Annotated in this window: 12 protein-coding genes; 7 read left to right on the forward strand and 5 right to left on the reverse strand. The window is 74.1% G+C overall.

The window, feature by feature from the left end; translation table 11 throughout:
* Positions 1-12 precede the first annotated feature (12 nt).
* Both ACIPN7_RS08545 and ACIPN7_RS08550 read left to right on the forward strand, forming a co-directional pair.
* A complete protein-coding gene (locus ACIPN7_RS08545) occupies positions 13-1,425 on the forward strand; it encodes an MFS transporter (RefSeq protein WP_400540022.1) in 1,413 nt (470 codons plus the stop codon).
* Between the two features lie 198 nt (positions 1,426-1,623).
* Positions 1,624-5,469: a phosphodiester glycosidase family protein gene (locus ACIPN7_RS08550; RefSeq protein ID WP_400540024.1), complete on the forward strand. Its 3,846-nt coding sequence runs from the start codon at positions 1,624-1,626 to the stop codon at positions 5,467-5,469.
* A gap of 65 nt (positions 5,470-5,534) precedes the next feature.
* Here ACIPN7_RS08550 and ACIPN7_RS08555 read toward each other — a convergent pair whose 3' ends face one another.
* Positions 5,535-6,380 carry an alpha/beta fold hydrolase gene (locus ACIPN7_RS08555; protein WP_400540026.1) on the reverse strand — a complete coding sequence of 282 codons (846 nt, stop codon included), beginning with the start codon at positions 6,378-6,380 and terminating at the stop codon, positions 5,535-5,537.
* Between the two features lie 110 nt (positions 6,381-6,490).
* Here ACIPN7_RS08555 and ACIPN7_RS08560 point away from each other — a divergent pair, with 110 nt between their 5' ends.
* The 3 genes from ACIPN7_RS08560 to ACIPN7_RS08570 all read left to right on the forward strand — a co-directional run bounded on the left by ACIPN7_RS08560 (position 6,491) and on the right by ACIPN7_RS08570 (position 11,090).
* The gene (locus ACIPN7_RS08560; RefSeq protein ID WP_400540028.1) at positions 6,491-9,256 is read left to right on the forward strand and encodes an AAA family ATPase; all 2,766 of its coding nucleotides are present in this window, start codon (positions 6,491-6,493) and stop codon (positions 9,254-9,256) included.
* A gap of 102 nt (positions 9,257-9,358) precedes the next feature.
* Positions 9,359-10,183 (forward strand): alpha/beta fold hydrolase, encoded by an 825-nt coding sequence (locus ACIPN7_RS08565; RefSeq protein ID WP_400540029.1) that lies wholly within the window; start codon positions 9,359-9,361, stop codon positions 10,181-10,183.
* Positions 10,184-10,265: 82 nt separating this feature from the next.
* A complete protein-coding gene (locus ACIPN7_RS08570) occupies positions 10,266-11,090 on the forward strand; it encodes an alpha/beta hydrolase (RefSeq protein WP_400540031.1) in 825 nt (274 codons plus the stop codon).
* A gap of 92 nt (positions 11,091-11,182) precedes the next feature.
* Here ACIPN7_RS08570 and ACIPN7_RS08575 read toward each other — a convergent pair whose 3' ends face one another.
* The gene (locus ACIPN7_RS08575; protein ID WP_400540033.1) at positions 11,183-12,484 is read right to left on the reverse strand and encodes an MFS transporter; all 1,302 of its coding nucleotides are present in this window, start codon (positions 12,482-12,484) and stop codon (positions 11,183-11,185) included.
* Positions 12,485-12,557: 73 nt separating this feature from the next.
* A complete protein-coding gene (locus ACIPN7_RS08580; RefSeq protein ID WP_397392955.1) occupies positions 12,558-13,565 on the reverse strand; it encodes a helix-turn-helix domain-containing protein in 1,008 nt (335 codons plus the stop codon).
* A 116-nt stretch (positions 13,566-13,681) separates the two neighbouring features.
* Here ACIPN7_RS08580 and ACIPN7_RS08585 point away from each other — a divergent pair, with 116 nt between their 5' ends.
* The gene (locus ACIPN7_RS08585; protein ID WP_400540035.1) at positions 13,682-17,515 is read left to right on the forward strand and encodes a S8 family serine peptidase; all 3,834 of its coding nucleotides are present in this window, start codon (positions 13,682-13,684) and stop codon (positions 17,513-17,515) included.
* A gap of 142 nt (positions 17,516-17,657) precedes the next feature.
* Here the strand turns inward: ACIPN7_RS08585 and ACIPN7_RS08590 are convergent, their stop codons facing one another.
* Together ACIPN7_RS08590 and ACIPN7_RS08595 are read right to left on the reverse strand one after the other, a co-directional pair.
* Positions 17,658-18,236, reverse strand: coding sequence for a hypothetical protein (locus tag ACIPN7_RS08590; protein ID WP_400540037.1), 579 nt, complete (start codon positions 18,234-18,236; stop codon positions 17,658-17,660).
* A 64-nt stretch (positions 18,237-18,300) separates the two neighbouring features.
* A complete protein-coding gene (locus ACIPN7_RS08595) occupies positions 18,301-19,011 on the reverse strand; it encodes a TetR/AcrR family transcriptional regulator (RefSeq protein WP_400540039.1) in 711 nt (236 codons plus the stop codon).
* 100 nt (positions 19,012-19,111) lie between these two features.
* Here ACIPN7_RS08595 and ACIPN7_RS08600 point away from each other — a divergent pair, with 100 nt between their 5' ends.
* Complete coding sequence (locus tag ACIPN7_RS08600; protein ID WP_400540041.1) at positions 19,112-20,290, forward strand: FAD-dependent monooxygenase; 1,179 nt, start codon at positions 19,112-19,114, stop codon at positions 20,288-20,290.
* Positions 20,291-20,406 lie beyond the last annotated feature (116 nt).

The raw sequence follows: 20,406 nt of genomic DNA on the forward strand, positions 1-20,406 counted from the left end.
GAGGAGATCCCTGTGACGGACACGAGTGCGGTCGCACGACCGACCACCGCGACACGGACGGGCTGGGGAGTGCTCGCCGTCGTCTGCGGCGCGCTCTTCCTGGAGGGCATCGACATCGCGATGCTCAACGTCGCGGTGCCGGCCATCGCCGCGGACATCGGCCTGGCGACCGCCGACGCGCACTGGGTGATCAGCGCCTACGTGCTCGCCTACGGCGGGTTCATGATCCTCGGCGGCCGCACGGCCGACCTCGTGGGCCGGCGGCGCACGTTCCTGGTCGCCCTCGCGGTGTTCGTCGTGTTCTCCGGGCTGGGCGGCCTGGCCGACGACGCCTGGGTGCTGGTCGTCGCCCGGTTCGTCACCGGGGCCACCGCGGGGTTCATGACGCCGGCGGGCTTCAGCCTGCTGACCACCAGCTACCCCGAGGGCCCGCTGCGCGACCGGGCGCTGGCGATCTACGGGGCCATCGGGGCGGGCGGCTTCACGCTCGGCGTCGTGGCGGGCGGGTTCCTCACCGACGCGGGCTGGCGCTGGGTGTTCTTCGCGCCGGTGATCGTGGGCGCCGCGCTCTGGGTCGCGGGGCGGCTGCTCATCCGGCCCGACGAGCCGGCCGCGGGGCCGCGCGGCGGGTTCGACGTGGGCGGTGCGATCACGCTGACGGGTGCGATGGTCGCGCTCATCTACGGCGTCGTGGCGCTCGGCGAGGGCGGCGACGTCGTCGCCGGGGTCGCGTCCTTCGTCGCGGCGGCGGTGCTGGCCGGCGCGTTCGTGCTGATCGAGCGGCGCGCGGCCGACCCGCTGCTGCGCCTGGCCGTGCTGCGCGAGGGCCTGCTGCTGCGCGCGAGCCTCGCGGGGCTGCTGGTGATCGGCGCGTTCTTCGCGTTCCAGTTCCTGATCACGCTGTACCTGCAGGAGTACCGCGGGTGGTCGCCCGTCGCGACGGGGCTGGTGTTCGCCGTCATGGGCGCCGACATGATCATCGCGCCGCTGCTCACGCACCGGCTGGTCGCCCGGTTCGGCAACGTACCCGTGCTGGTGGCCGGGCTGCTGGCGGGCGCCGTGGCGTTCGTCCTGGCGCTGCGCCTCGACGGGACCTGGGGCTACCTCGACCTGCTGCCGTCGCTGCTGCTCGTCGCGGTGATGTTCGCCCTGGTGTACGGGCCGCTGACCGCCGCCGCCACGGCGGGCCTGGCCGAGTCGGAGCACGGCGTGGCCGGCGGCGTCGTCTACACGGCGTTCCAGTTCGGCGCCGCGCTGGGCGTCACGGCCGCCACGATCGTGCTGGTCGACGGCCACGCCACGGCCGCCGGCGCAGGCGACTACCGGCGCGCGCTGCTGGTCCCCGCGGTCGCCGCCGTCCTGGCGCTGGCCCTCGGGATCGCCACCTGGACCCGCGGCCGCCGGAACGCCGTCCAGGCACGCTGACGACACCCGGTTCCGGGCGCTCATACCGCCACATGAGGGCCCGGAACGGGTGATTCCCGGACAAGTTCACCCATCTGCCCGAGCCCGTTCACCCGCCCGTGGCCGGCGGGATCGATCGTGTGCGTGCGCCGCCGTCGGACGACGGCGCGACGGGGTGCGAACCGCGCCCGCCTCCCCCTCCGCACACGAGGAACCCCCATGCGTACAACGACCCCGAATCGCCGGTGGTCCAGCCCTCTGGCCGTGGCTGTCGCCGCGGCCACCCTTCTGACAGCGCTGCCATCCGTCGCCCAGGCCTCCGTCACCTCGGCGTCCGGCAACCCGGCGGACGAGCTCACCCTGACCGACACGGTCGAGGACATCGGCCCGGGCATCAGCCTGCGGCACCTGAAGGCGGTGGACGAGGGCGGCTGGTACGACGCCCGGTTCCTCACCGTCGACCTCGCCGAGGATGCCGTCAGCACCGACCTGCTGACCGCCGGCCCGGTCGCGTCGGCCGGCCCGCTGAGCACCGCCGCCAACCGGGCGGGCGCCGTCGCGGGTGTCAACGGCGAGTTCTTCGACATCGGCAACAGCAACGCCGCGCTCGGCGGCGAGGTGCAGGACGGTGTGCTGCGCAAGTCCGCGGACATCGGCGGGCGCGAGCACGTCGGTGTGAGCAGCGACGGGATCGCGCAGCTCGTCGACCTCGCCGTCGACGCGAGCGCCGACCTGGCGGGCGCCGCGCACGACGTGCTGTCGGTGAACGCCGCGAACGGCGGCGGCGTGCCCGCGAACGGCATGGTCGCGTACACCCCGGTGTGGGGCGAGTACAGCCGGAACCGCGGGTTCACGGGCGTCCCGGCGGACCGGGTCGCCGAGGCGATCGTGCAGGACGACGTCGTGGTGTCGGTCACGCAGACCGGCCCCGCGGGCTCGGGCACGCTCCCCGAGGGCGCGTTCTCCCTGGTGGGGCGGGACGGCGCGGCCGACGCCCTGCGGGCGCTGCGGCCGGGCGACCCGGTGTCCCTGCGCTACGGGCTGGCCGACGACGCCACCCGCGACCTGGAGTTCGCGCTCGGGCACGGCGGCACGATCGTGCGCGACGGCAAGGTGGTCGACGGCCTGCAGACCTCGGTCGCGCCGCGGACCGCGCTCGGTTTCAAGGACGGCGGCCGCACGCTCGTGCTGGCGACCTGGGACGGCCCGGGCGGCACCGGCAAGGGCGGGGTCGGCATCGACAAGACCGCGCGCGACCTGGTGCGGCTGGGCGTCGAGACCGCGGTGAACCTGGACGGCGGCGGCTCGACCACCATGGTCGCGCGGGCGCTGGGCGACCAGGACGCGACCCTGCGCAACGTGCCCTCGGACGGGCACGAGCGCAACGACCCGAACGGCGTGGGCGTCTTCGTCGCCCCCGGCGACGGGCGCCTGCACGACCTCCTGGTCTCCCCCGCCCCCGGCGCGGCCACCGCGGACGGCGACCTGCGGGTCTTCCCCGGCCTGCACCGCACCCTGGTGGCCAAGGGCACCGACGACCACGAGACGCCGGTCGAGGTCGACGCCGGCGACGTGCGCTGGGACGCGCGCGGCGCGTCGGTGACCGACGGGCGCCTCCAGGCCCCCGCCACGGCCCGCGGCGAGATCACGGTCACCGCCCGGTCCGGCCGCGAGCGCGACACCGCGGACGTCCGGGTGCTCGGCGCCCTGGACGACGTCGAGCTGTCGACCGAGCGGCTGTCGATCGCGGAGGCGACGTCGTCGGCCGTCACGGTCGGTGTGACCGGGCGGGACGGCCAGGGCTTCACCGCCCCGATCGAGGCCGGCGACCTGGAGCTCGACTACGACCACGACGTGGTCCGGGTCGAGCCGGCTGCCGGCGGCCTGCGGATCACCCCGCTCAAGGACGCGGCGACGATCCTCACGATCTCCGTCGCGGGCCAGGAGGTGCAGCTCCCGATCACGATCGGCGTGGAGAACGTCACCGTCTACGACTTCGACGACGACGTGCTCGCCCGCTGGCGCAACAACAGCACCCGGGCCACGACGTTCTCGGCGGACCCGGCGGGCCTGCGGGTCGACTTCGAGGGCATGCGCAACGTCGGCATCTCCGCGGCGTCGCCGGCCGTGCGCGTCCCGGTGCCGGGCCAGCCGCTGCGGCTGCGGGTGCGGCTCAGGTCGAGCATCGCCGTGCCCAGCGGGCTCACCTACATCGCCTATGTCGACGCCACGGGCAAGAGCGGCGGCGTGTACGGCACGGGCCTGACTGCGTCGGACGACTGGCAGCAGGCCACGTTCACGCTGCCCGCCACCACCGCCTACCCGATCTCGGTCTCCGGCTTCCAGGGGATCAACACCAACGCCGCCCAGCAGAAGCCGGGCACGTTCGTGCTGGACCGCATCGAGGCCGACGTCCCGACGTCGATCGAGCTGCCGGTGCGCCCCGACCTGGAGGCGGACCCGCTGATCTCCGCCGACGGCGCGGGGCTCGACGGGCGGGACACGTGGAACTTCGCCACGCTGTCCGACGTCCAGTTCACCGCCGACAACACCGACCTGACCCAGGTCGCCACCACGGCCCTGCACACGATCCGCGCCACGAAGCCTGACCTCGTGGTGCTCAACGGCGACATCACGGACCGCGGCCTGCCGCAGGACATCGCCCTGGCCCGCCAGGTCCTGGAGGACGCGGGCTGCGACCTGGTCGCGGTCGGCGCGGAGCCGGCGCCGAACAGCACGCCCGATCCGCGCTCGGGCACCGTGCCCTGCTATTACGTGCCGGGCAACCACGAGTCGTACGGGCTGAACAACACGCAGGCCACCCTCGACCCGTTCGTCGCCGAGTTCGGGCAGCCGTACCGGACCTTCGACCACAGGGGCACGCGGTTCGTGCTGCTCGCCAGCTCGTACGGCACGCTGCGCGGCACCGCCTGGGACCAGCTCCCCATGCTGCGGACGGCGCTGGCGGACGCCGAGCGCGACCGGTCGGTGGACAACGTCGTCGTCTTCGCCCACCACCCGGTGGCCGACCCGGGTGACACCGCCGCCAGCCAGCTCGGTGACGGCAACGAGGTGGCGCTGGTCCAGAACATGCTCACCGGGTTCCGGGAGCGGACGGACAAGGGCGCCGTCATGGTGGGGTCCCACGCCCAGATCGTGGACGTGCACCGCGAGGAGGGAGTGCCGTACGTGGTGCTGCCGTCGTCGGGCAAGAGCCCGTACGGCACGCCCGACCGGGGCGGCTTCACGGGCTGGGTGAGCTGGTCCGTGGACCCGCGCGGCGAGGCCGACGAGCAGTGGGTCGAGGCCGACGTCCGCGCGTTCGCGCAGTCCGTCACGCTCACGGCGCCCGAGACGCTGGAGACGGGCACGACGGCGCAGCTCAGCGGCAGCATCGTCCAGCCGAACGGTGTCGCTGAGGGCACCCGGGTGGTGCCGCTGCGCTACCCGATGTCGGTGCACTGGAGCGGGTCGCGGAGCCTCGCGATCGGCACCGGTGAGCGCGCGATCGAGTCGGCCCGCCGGGCCGGCAAGGTGGCGGTCCTCGACCCGGAGACCCGGACCCTGACGGCGCTGCGCCGCGGCGAGGTGACCGTCTCGGTCACCAACGACGCGATGCGGCCCTACGACGGCGCCGCGTCGCTCGCGCCGGTCACGACGTCCGAGACGATCGCCGTCGTCCCGGCAGCGAACGCCGGGCCGCGCATCACGGCCGAGGCCCCCGTGTTCACGGCACAGCCGGCCGGCACGCGCGGCCAGGTGCAGAAGGTGACGATCACGAGCACCGGCACGGCGCCCGTACGGATCCGTGCGGTGGACGTCGAGGACGACGAGCGGCACAGCCCGTTCACGGTCGACCACGACCGCTGTGACGACCGGGTCCTCGCCCCCGGCCGGACCTGCGAGGTGTGGGTGCGGTTCGACCCGGTGCGCGCGGGCGTGACGTCGACGGCCGACCTCGTCCTGGAGACGAGCGGCGTGGAGCGCACCGTGACGGTGCCCTTGTCCGGCACCAGCACCACGCTCACCTGGACCCGGACGGACGACGGCCCCGCCCGCCCCTGAACCCCGGCGAGTAGGACCACCCCTGCCCGCCGCCTGGGAGCCAGCTCCCGGGCGGCGGGCGGGCGTCAGTTCCTGGCCGCGTCCAGGATGACCCGGGTGACGGCCCCGGGCTGGCTCACCATCGCGGCGTGCGAGCTCTTGAGCTCGACCGTGGTGGAGCCGGCGCGCTCGGCCATCGCGCGTTCCGCCTGGGGCGGGATGATGCGGTCGTACTTGGCGACGATGTACCAGCTCGGGATGTCCTCCCACGCCGCGGGGCCCGACGGGGTGACCAGGGAGCTGAGCGTCGCGGGACGCTGGCTGACGGCCATGAACTCGGCCTCGTCACGCGGGACGTCCTGCGCGAAGTTCCCGGGGAACCAGGTGGGGTCGATGTAGGCGTCGGCGTCGCCCTCGGGCGCTCCGGGGTAGGGGCGCAGCACGAGGTGGTCGATCACGTCGGTGTGCCCGCCGCCCAGCTCGTTGGCCTCGGCCACGGTCTCGCCCTCGGCGAGCGCCAGGCCCGCGACGTAGACGAGCGCCTCGACGTCGGGGTCGCCGGTCGCGGCGTTGGTGATGACGGCGCCGCCGTACGAGTGCCCCACGAGCACGATCGGGCCCTCGATGGTGTCGAGGAACAGGCGCAGGTACTCGCTGTCGGAGGTCGGGCCGCGCAGCGGGTTGGAGAAGGCCAGGACCGGGTAACCACGGTCGGTCAGCCGTTCGGTCACCGCCGCCCAGCCGCTGGAGTCGGCGAACGCGCCGTGCACGAGCACGATCGTGGGCTTGTCACCTCCGCCGGGATGATGCCCGCCGGACGAACCGTGGGTGCCGGCCGGCGCCGTCGCGCCGGACATCGTGGAGAGTGCGAGCAGCGCCGTGGCGAGCGCTGCGACCAGTGCGGTGGGGCGGGTGAAGCGTCTCCTGGTCATCGGTATGTCTCCTGTCGTGGTACGGACACCAAAGATCATCCGCAGTAGGCCGGGTGATATGGACCACGTGAACCACGTAGTCCCTCGCCGTCGGCCCTACCGTGGGGCGCATGGAGACCGCCGCCGCCCCCGTGGGGCGCGACGAGGAGCTGCGTCGGCTGGCCACGCTGCTCGGTGGTGCACGCAACGGCCGCGGCGGATCGTTGCTGGTCCTGGGCGAGCCGGGCATCGGCAAGACCTGCCTGCTGACCGCGGCGACGCGGGCCCCGGGCCTCGCCACGATCCGGCTGGACGGGTACGAGTCGGAGTCGACCATCCCGTTCGCGGCCGTGCAGCGGCTCGTCTCCCTGCTCCGCGAGCACTGCGCGGGCCTCCCGGAGCGGCAGCGCCAGGCGGTACGCGTGGCGTCCGGCCAGGCGGAGGGGCCCGCCCCGGACCGGTTCCTGGTCGGCCTCGGCGTGCTGGGGCTCCTGGCCGCGGCCGGGGCCGACACCCCCGTGGTGTGCGTGGTCGACGACGCGCACCTGATCGATGCGGAGAGCCTGGACGCCCTCGCCTTCGTGGCGCGGCGCCTCGCCGTCGAGAACGTGGCGGTCGTGTTCGCGGCCCGGGACGACGGCGGGTTCGCCGACCGGATGGGCGGGGTGCCGCGGCTCGGCCTGGCCGGCCTCGACCCCGACGCGGCGGCGCAGCTGCTGAACCGGTCGGCGGAGCGGCCGCTGGCGCCGTCCGCGGCCGCGGCGATCGCCCGCGCGACCGGCGGCAACCCGCTGGCACTGATCGACCTGGCGGGTGACGCCCTGGTGCACGAGCTCCCGGACCTGGGCCTCGGCGGGGCGCCGGTGCCCGTCGGCCGGCACCTGGAGGAGCACTACGTGCGACAGGTACGGCGGGCCGACCCGCGCGTACAGACCTGGGTGCTGCTGGCCGCGGCCGACTCGACCGGGAACATCGACCTCGTGACCGCGGCGGCCGCCGACCTCGGCCTGGGACCCGACGACGGCGACCGGGCCGAGGTGGCCGGCCTGGTGGAGCTGCAGCCCGTGGTGCGGTTCCGGCACCCGCTGGTGCGGTCCGCCGTCTACAACGCCGCCCCCGGCGCCGAGCTGCGCCGGATGCACGGGGCGCTCGCGCGGGCGGCCGAGGGGCTCGGCATGGTCGAGACCGAGGCCTGGCACGCCGCACGCGCCGTGCTGGGCACGGACCCCGCCGTCGCCGACCGGCTGGCGCACACCGCGGACCTGGCCGCGCGGCGTGGCGGCCTCGCCTCGCGCGCGACCATCCTGACGCGGGCGGCCGAGCTGACCGCGCCCGGCCCGGTCCGCGACGCGCGCCAGATCGGCGCGGCCGAGGCCGCGCTGGCCGTGGGTGCGGCCCACGCGGCCCAGCGGCTCGTGGACGAGATCGACCTGGCCGCCGTCGACCCCGTGACCCGGGGCCGCGCGCTGTCCGTGCGCACGGCCCTCAGCCTGTTCACCGCCGACACGGAGGGCGTGCGCGGTGCCACCGCGGCGCACCTGCGCGCCGCCGACGCGTTCCACGGGCAGGACACCGAGCGGGAGCAGGTGGCCCTCCTGCGGGCGTTCGAGAGCTGCTGCACGGCCGACCGCCTGATGAGCGGCGTCACCCACGAGGAGCTGGGCCGGCGCCTGAAGGCGGGCGCCGAGCTGGCCGGCGGCCCGACGTCGGACATCCTGCGGGGGCTGGGCGCCATCGTGCTCGACCCGTACCCGGGGGCCGTGGCCCCGGCGCGGGCGGCCCTGGCCGCGATCCTCGCGCTCCCCGACGACCGGATGATGCACATGGGCACGGCCATCGCGTCCCTGGGCACGTTCCTCTGGGACGACGCCGGGCGCGCCGCCGCGCTCGACCGTGCCGCCCAGGCGGCGCGCGACTCCGGGGCCCTGCAGGTGCTCGACACCCTCCTGTGGGTCATGGCGCTCTCGGAGCTGTGGGGCGGCACCCTGCGGCGGGCCGTCGCGTACGACGAGCTGGTCCGCGAGGTGCGGCGGGCCATGGGGTACGACGCCGAGAACGTGCCCAACGTCGCCGTCATGGCGTGGGGCGGGGCGCCCCGCGACGTGGTGCGGGCGATCGCCGAGGGTGCCGCCGCCACCGGCTTCGGCGGGGTCGAGGCCTCCGCCGTCGCGTCGCTCGCGGTCCGCGACCTCGCGAAGGGCAGCTACCAGGAGGCCTACGACCGGCTCAGCCCGCTGGTCGCCGACCCGTTCCTCCAGGTCACGCCGGACCAGTACCCCGACTACGTCGAGGCGGCCGCGCGCAGCGGGCACCCGGAGGAGGCAGCCCGGGTCGCGCACCTGCTGGCCTCCCTGGCGGAGGCCAACGGCTCGCCCTGGTGCCGCGGCGTCGCCGAGCGGGCGCTGGCGCTGGCCGCGGCGGACGAGGACGCCGAGCGGCACCACCTCGCCTCGGTCGAGGCCCTGAGCGGTACCGGGGCGGAGATGGACCGGGCCAGGTCGCACCTCGTCTACGGCGAGTGGCTGCGCCGGGCCCGGCGTCGGCGGGACGCGGCCGAGCAGCTCCGGCTCGCCCTGGCGCACCTCCACCACAGCGGTGCCGAGCTGTTCGTCGCCCGGACGGTCGCGGAGCTGGCGGCCGTGGGCGCCGCCGCGGACACCGACGCCCCGCCGCGGCGGTTCGGCCTGACGGCGCAGGAGCACACGGTCGCGCGACTCGCCTCGGCCGGCCATACCAACCCCGAGATCGCGGCGAACCTGTTCATCAGTCCCAGCACCGTCGACTACCACCTGCGCAAGGTGTTCCAGAAGCTCGGGGTCACCTCGCGGCGGCAGCTCGCCGACCGCCTGGCGGCCCCGCCGTCGTCGGACGACACACCAGGCCCCACCACGTCGTAGCCCAGGTCACAGGCCTGCGACGGACTACGTGGTTCGCGTGGTCCGCGTCTACCGGGGCCGACGGCAAGGTCGGTTCATCACCCGACCGACCAAGGGGGCCACATGCCTTACGTCACCGCGGACGACGGCGCCGAGATCTTCTACCGGGACTGGGGCGCGGACGGCACGCCCGTGCTGCTGAGCCACGGCTGGCCGCTGAGCTCCGACGCGTGGGAGGCGGCGGCGCTGTTCCTCGCGGAGCGGGGCCACCGGGTCGTCGCGCACGACCGGCGCGGCCACGGCCGGTCCAGCCAGACCTGGCAGGGCAACGAGATGGACACGTACGCCGACGACCTCGCGATCCTGATCGACACCCTCGACCTGCGCGACCTGACCCTCGTGGGCCACTCCACCGGCGGCGGCGAGATCGTGCGCTACGTGGGCCGGCACGGTACCGGGCGGGTGGCGCGGCTCGTGCTGGTCTCCGCCGTGCCGCCGCTCATGGTGCGCACCGACGACAACCCGGAGGGCATGCCGCCCGAGACGTTCGACGCGATCCGCGCGGGCGAGCGAGCCAACCGGGCCCAGCTCTACCGCGACCTGGCCGACGGGCCGTTCTTCGGGCACAACCGGCGCGAGGACGTCGCCCAGGGGTTCCGCGACGCGTTCTGGGCCCAGGGCATGGCGACCGGGCACCGCGGCGCCTACGAGTGCATCGCCGCGTTCTCCGCGACGGACTTCCGGCCGGACCTCGCCACGATCGACGTCCCGACCCTGGTCATCCACGGCGACGACGACCAGATCGTGCCCTTCGAGGTGGGCGGCAAGCGGTCCGCCGCGCTGGTCGACGACGCCGTCCTGACCGTCTACGAGGGCGCCTCCCACGCCCTGCCCGACACGGCGCGCGAGCGCCTGCACGCCGACCTGCTGGCGTTCATCGACGCCTGACCGGCTGCCCGTCCGTCCCGCCCGTGCCCGATCCCGCCCGTCCCGCCTGTCCCGCCTGTCCCGCACCCCGAGGAGCTCTGTCATGACCGCAGCACAGCCCGACACCGTCGTCCTGGTCCACGGCCTCTGGATGACCCCGCGCAGCTGGGAGGCCTGGGTCGACCACTACCGGGCCCAGGGCCTGAACGTGGTGGCGCCCGGCTACCCCGGCTTCGAGGTCGAGGTCGAGGCCCTGCGGGCCGACCCGGACCTCATCGCGAGGCTCACCGTGCCCGAGACGGTGGACCACCTGGCCGGCGTCATCGAGGCGCTGCCGAGCGCGCCGATCATCATCGGCCACTCGTTCGGGGGCACGCTCACGCAGCTCCTGCTCGCCCGGGGGCTCGGCGCCGCGGGCGTGGTGATCGACTCCGCGCCGACGGAGGGGGTGCGGGTCAACCCGCTGTCCCAGGCCAGGTCCCTGTTCCCCGCGCTGAAGAACCCCGCCAACCGGCACCGCGCCGTCGGCTTCACCGCCGAGGAGTTCCACTACGCGTTCACGAACACACTCTCGGAGGAGGAGTCCCGGCAGGTCTGGGAGCGGTACGCCATCCCGGCGCCGGGCCACTGGGTCTGGGAGTACGGCCTGTTCGCCAACTTCAAGCCCGGGCCGCAGGAGACCTGGGTGGACTACGCCGCCGACCGCGCTCCCCTGCTGTTCATCGCCGGCAGCGAGGACCACATCATGCCGCCGTCGGTGAACCGGTCCAACGCCAAGCACTACGACAAGTCGCCCGCGATCACGGAGTACTACGAGTTCGAGGGCCGCGACCACTGGACGTGCGGCGCGGAGGGCTGGCAGGAGGTGGCGGACCACGCCCTGACCTGGGCCCGGGACCACGCGGCGACGTCGGACCCGGTCGCCTGACGCGAGGCTCGCCTCCCCTTTTGAGGCCCGAGTTTCTTCGCTTTGGGCGGCGCCAAAGCGAAGAAACTCGGGCCTCGAAGAGAAGTGGGCGGTCAGGCAGGGGTCGCGGCGGCGGGGGACGACGTCGGGGTCGCGTCCGCGACACCGTTCACCTCCGGCGTCACCCGCCGTCCGACGGCGAACGCCGTCGCCGCGATCCCGGCGCAGCCCGCCACCACCACGCCGATGAAGGCGCCGGCCCAGCCGTGCTCCAGCAGCAGCCCGGCGACGACCGGCCCCGCGATGGTGCCCGCCTGGAACGAGCCCGACCCGATCGCGTTGTACCGGCCGCGCAGGTGCGCGGGCGCCATGTCGTTGGTCAGGGCGGGCAGCACGGACTGCATGAGGGTCTCCCCCAGGCCGAACACGCCGTGGAAGGCCAGGACGATCACCACGGCGGCCGTGCCGCCGGGCACCAGCCCCGTCACCCCGAGCAGCAGCCACGCCGCCGCCCAGACCACGGCCATGAGCGCCAGCACGCGCGTCCGGCGGCGTCCGCTCACCCGGTTCATCACCCAGAACTGCAGCGCCACGATCACCACGGTGTTCACCACGAACGCGAAGCCGACAGCGCGCGTGGACACCTCGGCGATCTGGCGGGCGAAGGCCGGGAAGCCGCCCTCCATCTGCCCGTAGCCCACGAACGCCGCGAGCAGCCCGAGCGCGGCGAGCCACAGCACCTCGGGCCGGCGCAGGATCGCCAGGTAGCTCTCGCCGCCGACCTCGGCGTCGTGCGGCCGGTCCACGCGGCCGTGCAGGTGGCGCAACGGCCCGAGCAGCACCACGATCGGGAGCAGGAACGTCGCGGCGTTGACCAGGAACGCCATCACGAAGGTGCCGGGCCGGTCGACGTCGACCACGAGCCCGCCCACCACGCCGCCCACGCCGACGCCGAGGTTGAGCAGCGCGAAGTTCACGCCGTAGTACCGCTGCCGCAGGTCACCGTCGACCACCGTGGCGACCAGCGCGTTCACCGAGGGCCAGCCGACGCCGAGCTGCACGCCGAAGAGGGCGAGCCCGGCGGCCGCGACCGCCGGGGTCGTGGCGAAGGCCAGCACCGAGTAGCCCGCCACGGCGAAGAACAGGCCGGTGAGCATGACGCGCCGGGCGCCGTACCGGTCCACGAGGGCGCCGGCCGGGCCGGTCACGAGCACGCCGACCACGGCGATCAGGCCCATGAGCGTGCCGGACAGGGCGAGCGAGAACCCGCGCACCTCGTGCAGGTAGATGATCGTGAAGGGGAGCGTCAGGCCGCGGCCGAAGAACTGCACCACCACGGTGGACAGCAGCCAGCGGCCGTCCCGCGGCAGGTCCGCCCAGAATCCGAGGGCGCCGGTGCGTGGAGAGGAGGTCACTGCCCGATCCTCACCCCGGGTACGGCGGCACGGGAAGCGGATTTCGGACGGCACCGTGCCGGGGTCGGGAACGTCACACCGGAACGGCCCCCGAGCGCACCCAGCCGCGGGTCGCGGCGTGCCAGCCGAGCTGCACCCGGGTCTCGACGCCCGCGAGGTCCATCAGCGCCCGGACCCGGCGCTGCACGGTGCGCAGGGACGTGCCGAGCTGTTTGGCCACCGCCTGGTCGGTGAGCCCGGCGAGCAGGAGACCGAGCACGCGCGCGTCGTCGTCGTCCACGTGGTCCACGACGTCGCCGGCCAGGCCGGACGTGCCGACCAGCAGCGGCGTCGCCCGGTCCCACACGTTCTCGAAGAGCGCGAGCAGGGCGTCGAGCAGCGTGCTCTCGCGCACCAGCAGCGCGCCGACGACGTCGCCGGACGACGTGAGCGGCATGAGGGCGAGCCGGCGGTCGATGACGATGAGCTTGAGCGGCACCCGCTCGGCGAACCGGACGTCCTCCCCCGCCTCCGTGGCCTCGACGGCCTCGTCGATCGTCACGTCCTGGCTCTCCAGCATGCTGCGCTCGACGACCACCCGGTACTGCACGCCGCGCTCCACGGCCTGGCCCTCGGCGGAGTTCTCCTGGCTGGACGTGACGATCACGGGCGGCCGCACGAACGCGTCGACGCACTCGCGCGCCCCGAGCTGGAGCTGCTCGAACCGGTGGCGCACGGCGTCCTCGCCCCGGATCACGTCGACCACGTCGGTGGGCCCGCGGCCCGCCGCGGCCACCCGGTAGACCTCTTCCAGGCGGCTGAGCTCGACCTCGGCGTGCCGCACCTCGTCCTGCCGGCGCGCGAGGAGCGCGCCCAGGGCGATGGCGGGCGGCGCGGCCGCGAACCGCCGCTCGTCGCCGGTGATCCGCGCGGCCAGACCGTGCTCCTCCAGTCGGCGCAGCAGCCGGTGGGCGTCGCCCAGCGAGGTGCCGAAGGGGCTGAGCGCGGCCGCGAGGTCCGCGACCGTCGCCGAGGGCAGGGCGACGAGCTCGCTGTACGCGAGGGTCTCGTCAGGGGTCAGTCCGAGCACGTCGCCGAGCATGGCACTCCTCCGTCACGTCGATGGGTGCCCAACTCTGGCGGAGTCGCGACATGCCGTAAAGCCGCCACGATGCGCCTCTTGTGACGTGTCGCCGCTCGCTGGGAGTGTCCAGGTCCATGAGATCCCCCACTCGGCGCGGGCTGTCGGCCGCCACCCGGGCCGCCGCGGCAGTCGCCGCGACCGCCCTGGTCGCTGCGATGGCCACCACGGCGCACGCGAACACCGAACCCACGTCCGGCTCCGAGCCCGCCTCGGGCAGCTCCGCGTCCGGCGGCACCGGCTCCGGCTCCGGCGGCACCGCGCCGGCCACGCCCGCCCTGGCCGACGGCCGCACCACCGTCACCCTCGTGACCGGCGACGTCGTGGACGTGACCACCACCGACGCGGGCGCGCTGACGGTCGGCGTCGAGCCCGCCGACGGCGGCGCCGTCCGCACCCAGCAGGTGGGCGACCACCTCTACGTGGTGCCCGACGCCGCGCTGCCGTACCTGGCCGCGGGCACGCTGGACCGGCGGCTGTTCGACGTCACCGCGCTGCTCGAGATGCAGTACGACGACGAGACCGTGGCCGCGACGCCGCTCATCCTGGAGCACACCCGCGCCGCGGCGCGCTCCGCCGCGGCCGAGCTGCCGGGCGCGAAGCGGACGCTCGACCTGCCGAGCATCGACGCCTCCGCCGTGGACGCGAACAAGAAGAAGGCGTCGGCGTTCTGGTCGGCCGTCGCGGCACCCGAGGCCGGGGCCGGCTCGGCGCGGTCGGGCCGCTCCGGTGCCGGTACCTTCGCTGGCGGTGTCGAGAAGATCTGGCTCGACGGCAAGGCCGAGTCCACGCTGGACCACAGCACCGCGCAGATCGGCGCCCCCGAGGCGTGGGCGGCCGGCTTCGACGGCACGGGCGCCTCGGTGGCCGTGCTCGACACCGGCATCGACGCCACGCACCCCGACGTGGCCGACCAGATCGCGCAGGCGGAGTCGTTCGTGCCCGGCCAGGCGGTCGACGACGACCAGCACGGGCACGGCACGCACGTCGCCTCCACGGTGCTCGGGACCGGCGCCGCGAGCGACGGCCTCTACCAGGGCGTCGCCCCGGGCGCCGACCTGCTGGTCGGCAAGGTGCTCGACAACGACGGCTACGGCCAGGACTCCTGGATCATCGCGGGCATGGAGTGGGGCGCCGCGAACGCGGACGTCGTCTCCATGAGCCTCGGCGACTCCAGCCTCAACGACGGCACCGACCCCATGGCGCAGGCGCTGAACGCGCTGAGCGAGGAGACGGGCGCCCTGTTCGTCGTCGCGGCCGGCAACAGCTACGCCGAGGGTTCGCTCGGCAGCCCCGGCACCGCGGACGCCGCCCTCACGGTCGGCGCGGTGGACGACGGCGACGTGCGCGCCGACTTCTCCAGCTACGGCCCGCGCGTGGGCGACCACGCGATCAAGCCCGACCTGACGGCGCCCGGCGTCGGCATCGTCGCGGCCCGCTCCCAGCAGTCGGGCGGTGAGGGCTGGTACGTGTCGATGAACGGCACCTCCATGGCCACCCCGCACGTCGCGGGCGCGGCCGCCATCGTCAAGGGCGCGCACCCGGAGCTCACGGGCCCGCAGCTCAAGGAGGCGCTGGTCTCCTCGGCCGCCGACATCGACGCCCCGGCGTACGAGGTGGGCACGGGCCGCCTGGACGTCCCGGCCGCGCTCGACGGCGTGGACGCCTCCGGCGACGGGTTCCTCGGCTTCTACGGCTGGCCGCACGACGGCGACGAGCCCGCGAGCAGCACGGTCACCTTCACCAACTCGACGGACGCCGACGTCACGCTCGCGCTGAGCACCGACGTCACGGGGCCCGACGGCGCGGCGAGCGACCTGATGACCCTGTCCGCCTCCGAGGTGGTGGTCCCGGCGGGCGGCACGGCCGACGTCACGGTCACCGCCGACGCCGACGACGCCGGTCTTGCCGGCAAGTACAGCGGCGCCGTCGTCGGTACGGACGCCTCCGGCGACGTGACGGTCCGGACCGCGGTCGCGCTGGTCAAGGAGGAGGAGCGGTACGGCCTCGACATCACCGCGCTCGACCGCTCCGGCAAGCCGGCCGGCGGCTACGTGGACTTCTACCGCTACGGCGACCAGTTCGTCAGCAGCCTGCCGATCGACCCGGCCACGGGCGAGGTGCCGACGCAGCGCCTGCAGCCCGGCGTCTACTCCGCCACCGCGTTCCTCGACGTCGCCGGCTCGACGGGGCCGGGTTCGACCGGCGTCGCGCTGGTCGGCGACCCGCAGGTCGTCGTCTCCGACGCGGACCAGTCCCTGGTGCTCGACGCCCGGGACGCCGACGAGCTGACGCTGCGGACGCCCCGCGAGAGCGAGGTGAGCTACCGGCGGTTCCAGTTCTTCAACGACTCCGGGATCGGCGGCCTGTACTCGACGTTCGGTGCCACGTACGCCGTGCCGGCCGACGTCGACTCGTTCTACGCCGCCAGGACGGGCCCGGTCGACAGCGCCGACTTCGACTTCGCCGTCCGCTGGCGGGCCACCGAGCCCGCGCTCGACCTGACGGCCTGGAGCCCGCTGCCGGTCGCGTTCGACCCGGTCTACCAGGTCGGCTCGGCGCGGCTCGACGGGCGGGTCGCGCTGCGGGCCGTCGCGGCCGGCACGGGCACCGCCGCCGACTACGAGGGCGTGCGCGCCGAGGGCAAGGCCGTGCTCGTCACCCGCGACGACGCCGTCCCGGCGGAGGAGCGGGAGGCCGCCGCCCAGGCCGCCGGTGCCGCGCTGCTCGTGGTGGTCGACGACCGCCCCGGCTCCCTCGTCGAGAACGTCACCCAGGGTGACCTGCCCGTGGTCTCGGTGCCGTCCACCCAGGGCGCCAAGCTCCTGAAGGCCGCCACCCAGGGCCGGCTCACGCTGACCGGCAAGGCCGTGGAGTTCCCGGCGTACCTGTACGACGTGTCCAAGAGCTGGCCCGGTGAGATCCCCGCCGAGCTCGCCCTGGCGCCGACCACTCGGCAGCTCGCCACGGTGGAGAGCCGCTACAACGACACCGCCGAGCGCCTCGCGGTCGACGACCGTGCCGACTGCCGCGACTACCAGTGGCCGCCGTGCCTGAGCGTCCGGGCCCTGCAGCCCACGGCGTCGGAGCGGACCGACTACGTCTCCACCTACGACGACGTGACCTGGTACGAGGGCGTGAACCACGAGAGCGGCTGGGAGCAGCGCGGCGTCCGCCAGGCGTACGAGCCACGCAGCACCACGGTCCGCGACTGGTGGGCTCCCGTGGCTGCGCCCCGCACGGGCGACGGTTACTGGGGCCCGTGGCACGGCGGCGACTGGTTCGCGGTCAACGTGTCCACCGCGGGTGGCCCGAACGGCCTGACCGGTGGGTTCGGCTGGGGCGAGACCCCGGTGACCTCCCGCCTCTACCAGGGCGACACCCTGGTGCGGCAGAACATCGGGCAGGCGGTCCAGACGTCGGTCCCCGTCGTCGACGGACCGCAGAAGTACCGGTTCGAGATCGACACCGACGCCGCCGACGACGCGCACCGGTACTCGACGAGCACCCGCACGTCGTGGACCTTCGTGGCCGACCAGGCCGACGAGGCCGTGCCCGGCGAGAACGGCACGCCGCTCCCGCTGGTCCAGCTCGACTACGACGTGGACACGGCGCTGGACGGCACCGTCCGGGCCGGCTCGACCGTGCCGTTCGCGGTGGAGCCGTACACGGTGCCGGGCGCGCCGCGGGCGGGCACGGTCGACGGGGCGACGCTGGAGGTCAGCTACGACGGTGGCACCACGTGGTCCAAGGTCTCGCTGCGGCGCGACGACGACCGCTGGAAGGTGACCCTGCGCATCCCGCCGCGCGGCGCCGACCTGGTCTCGCTGCGGGCGACCGCCCGTGACGACGCCGGCAACTCGGTGACCCAGGAGGTCACGGCGGCGTTCGGCGTCTCCGGCAAGAAGTAGTCCCGCAGGAAACGCCGACGAGGCCCGGTCCTCCGCACCCTGCGGGAGACCGGGCCTCGTGTCGCGTGGCGGCCTCGACCTGTCAGGCGACGATGCAGCGGGTGTCGCCGATCGTGACCTCACTCAGCGTGCGTCGGCGAGGTCAGTCGCAGCTGTCGCAGATGCCCGTCGCCGGGAGCTGCATGTAACAGGTCGGGCAGGTCGGCGGGGCCGGCTCGGGCTCCTGCGCGGCCGCCGCCTTCGTCCTCGCCTTCGTCTTCGCCGGAGGGCCCGCCATCAGGACGCGCTTGTACCCGCCGTCCTCGTCCAGGACATCGACGTAGTCCCGGTTGAAGAAGGCCGAGACCTGGTGCCCGGTCCCAGGCGAGACGGCGATATACGTGCGCGGCACCGGGATCCAGATGCGGGACGTGTCGAGCGCATCCGCGATCTCGCGCATGGCCTGCCGGTTCGCCGGCGGAACCTGCAGCGCCTCGAGCGCCGACTCGAACGACTCGAAGTCGTCGTGGCCGGGGTCGCCGTCGAGCGCGATGAGGCACGAACGGCAGATCTTGAACTTCTGCCGGTCGAGCTCGGTCGCCGGCTGGAGCGTCGCCAGCCGATTCGTGGTCAGGTGCTGGCAGTCCTTGCCGTGCAGAACCTTGCCGTAGGGGACCCGGTAAAGTTGCTCGATCGGGATCTCCGCTCCTGCAGGTGCAGGGGTCTCGCTGGACGTTGTCACCGGTCAAGTATCGCTGCTTGAAGCGGCCCGTTGGGCCGCCCACCAAGATTCGCGACGGTTGGCGTCAGGACGGCTCCTGGCGCCGCTCCGCGATCAGAGCGGCCACACCGTCCAGGATCCGTTCCAGGCCGAACCGCAGCGCGCCGTCGCGCTGCCCGCTCTCGCCCGCCGCGGTGAACGCGGCCACCGTGTGCGGATACCGGTCGGCGTGTGCGGCCAGGATCGGCGCGAGCCGGTCGGCCAGGGCCGCCTCCGGGTCGGCGACCGCCGCACCCTGCTCGACGCTGCCGCGGACATGGTTGGAGATGAGCGCCAGCACGTCCAGCGCCTCGGAGCCGTGCAGCGGAGTCCCCCGCAACGCGGACGCACCCTGCTCGAACCAGTCGAGCTCACGGGGCCCGGGGGTTCGCTGTCCGACGGTAAGCTCCAGCGTCCAGGGCCGGGCCGCCATCCGCTCGTGGAGGGTGAGCCCCCAGCGCCACAGCCGCGGCCGCCATCCGGAGGACCCCCGCTGTTCCACCGGAGCGCCCAGCGCCTGGTCGAGCATCAGCGCCGTCAGCTCACCCTTGCCCGGCACATAGCGGTAGAGCGCCATCTTCGCCGCGCCCAGCTCGTCGGCAACCCGCTGCATGGTCACGGCGTCGAGCCCCTCGGCGTCCGCCACCTTGATCGCGGCGCCGACCACCTCGTCGAGGGTGAACCTCGGGCGGGGGCCTCGCTTGCGCGGGCCGTCCTCGGGCCACAGCACGCTCGCGCCCGGTTCCGCCCGCTCCATGCCGCCTCCTGAGCCCTCGCCGCATACCGCTTGTATCTGCGTCCACCGTACGCTACTTTCAAATGCGTCCGATGGACGCAAATAACCGAGAGGGGCTCCCATGAGCGCGAAGGTATTGATCTCCGGCGCCAGCATCGGCGGACCGGCGCTGGCACTGTGGCTCGGCCGGAACGGCTTCGACGTCACGATCGTCGAGAAGGCGCCGGCTGTGCGCGCGGGCGGACAGGCGGTCGACTTCAAGGGCCGCACCCACCGCCAGGTGCTGGAGCGGATGGGCATCTGGGACGACGTCGTCGCCGCCCAGACCAGCAAGACGGACATCCGGCTGGTCGACGGCGGCGGCCGCGTGAAGGCGGTCATCCCCGGCGAGTTCGTGGGCGGCGACGTCGAGATCCTGCGCGGCGACCTGGCCGGGATCCTGCACGCGCACAGCGGGGCCGACGCCGAGTACGTCTTCGACGACGAGATCGTCGCCCTGCACCAGGACGATTCCGGGGTCGAGGTCAGCTTCGCCCGACGGCCGACCGAGCGGTTCGACCTCGTGGTCGGCGCCGACGGCATCCACTCCGCGGTGCGCGCTCTGGCGTTCGGACCGGAGCGGGAGCACGTGCGACCGCTCGGCCACTTCTACGCCGTCGCCGAGGCGGCCGTGCCGACCGACGGCCTCCTCACCCGACTGCCCGACGGGCGCGCGGTCGCCTATGGCTACAACGAGCCGGGGCGCTATGTCGCGCTCGGTGGGACGAAGGCCCCGCAGCTGTTCGTCTTCCGCGCCGAGAGGGCCGACTACGACAGGTACGACGTCGACTCCCAGAAGCGCTTCCTGGCCGGCCACTTCGCCGGCGCCGGCTGGCGCGTCCCCGAGATCCTCCAGGCCGCTCTCGGTGCCTCCGAGTTCTACCTCGACGGCCTGTCGCGCACCACGATGACCGGATACACCCGCGACCGCGTGGCCCTGGTCGGCGACGCCGGCTACGCCAACACTCTCGGGGGGTTCGGCACCGGGCTGGCACTGGTGGGCGCCTATGTGCTGGCCGGCGAGCTGATGGCCGCCGACGGCGACCACTCGAGCGCCCTTGCCGCCTACGACCGCCGGATGCGCCCGCTGACGAACATCGCCCGCAGCGGCAACGCGGGACCGTTCCTGGCACCGCCGTCGCCCTGGCGCATCCGGGCTCGCGACCTGACCTTCGCCAACCGGTTCCTCTTCGGCGCCATGATGAGGCTGACCGACTTCTTCGCCACCGACGACTCCCTGCCCGACTACCCGCTCCGCTGACCGCGCCACGGCCCGACCGATCGGCCAGGATCTCTTGTGGCCGACGTGTCGTATCCGGCGCGGCCGTGCCGACCAAGGGGTACGACGACGGCAGGGCGCCGCCGCGGAGAACCCAG

It is taken from the genome of Promicromonospora sp. NPDC090134, from assembly GCF_044746965.1.
Classification (GTDB): Bacteria; Actinomycetota; Actinomycetes; order Actinomycetales; family Cellulomonadaceae; genus Promicromonospora.

Coding starts and splice junctions, on each gene's coding strand:
- ACIPN7_RS08600 (WP_400540041.1), top strand. CDS start 19,112: ATGAGCGCGAAGGTATTGATCTCCGGCGCCAGCATCGGCGGACCGGCG.
- ACIPN7_RS08550 (WP_400540024.1), top strand. CDS start 1,624: ATGCGTACAACGACCCCGAATCGCCGGTGGTCCAGCCCTCTGGCCGTG.
- ACIPN7_RS08585 (WP_400540035.1), top strand. CDS start 13,682: ATGAGATCCCCCACTCGGCGCGGGCTGTCGGCCGCCACCCGGGCCGCC.
- ACIPN7_RS08565 (WP_400540029.1), top strand. CDS start 9,359: ATGCCTTACGTCACCGCGGACGACGGCGCCGAGATCTTCTACCGGGAC.
- ACIPN7_RS08560 (WP_400540028.1), top strand. CDS start 6,491: ATGGAGACCGCCGCCGCCCCCGTGGGGCGCGACGAGGAGCTGCGTCGG.
- ACIPN7_RS08595 (WP_400540039.1), bottom strand. CDS start 19,011: ATGGAGCGGGCGGAACCGGGCGCGAGCGTGCTGTGGCCCGAGGACGGC.
- ACIPN7_RS08555 (WP_400540026.1), bottom strand. CDS start 6,380: ATGACCAGGAGACGCTTCACCCGCCCCACCGCACTGGTCGCAGCGCTC.
- ACIPN7_RS08570 (WP_400540031.1), top strand. CDS start 10,266: ATGACCGCAGCACAGCCCGACACCGTCGTCCTGGTCCACGGCCTCTGG.
- ACIPN7_RS08580 (WP_397392955.1), bottom strand. CDS start 13,565: ATGCTCGGCGACGTGCTCGGACTGACCCCTGACGAGACCCTCGCGTAC.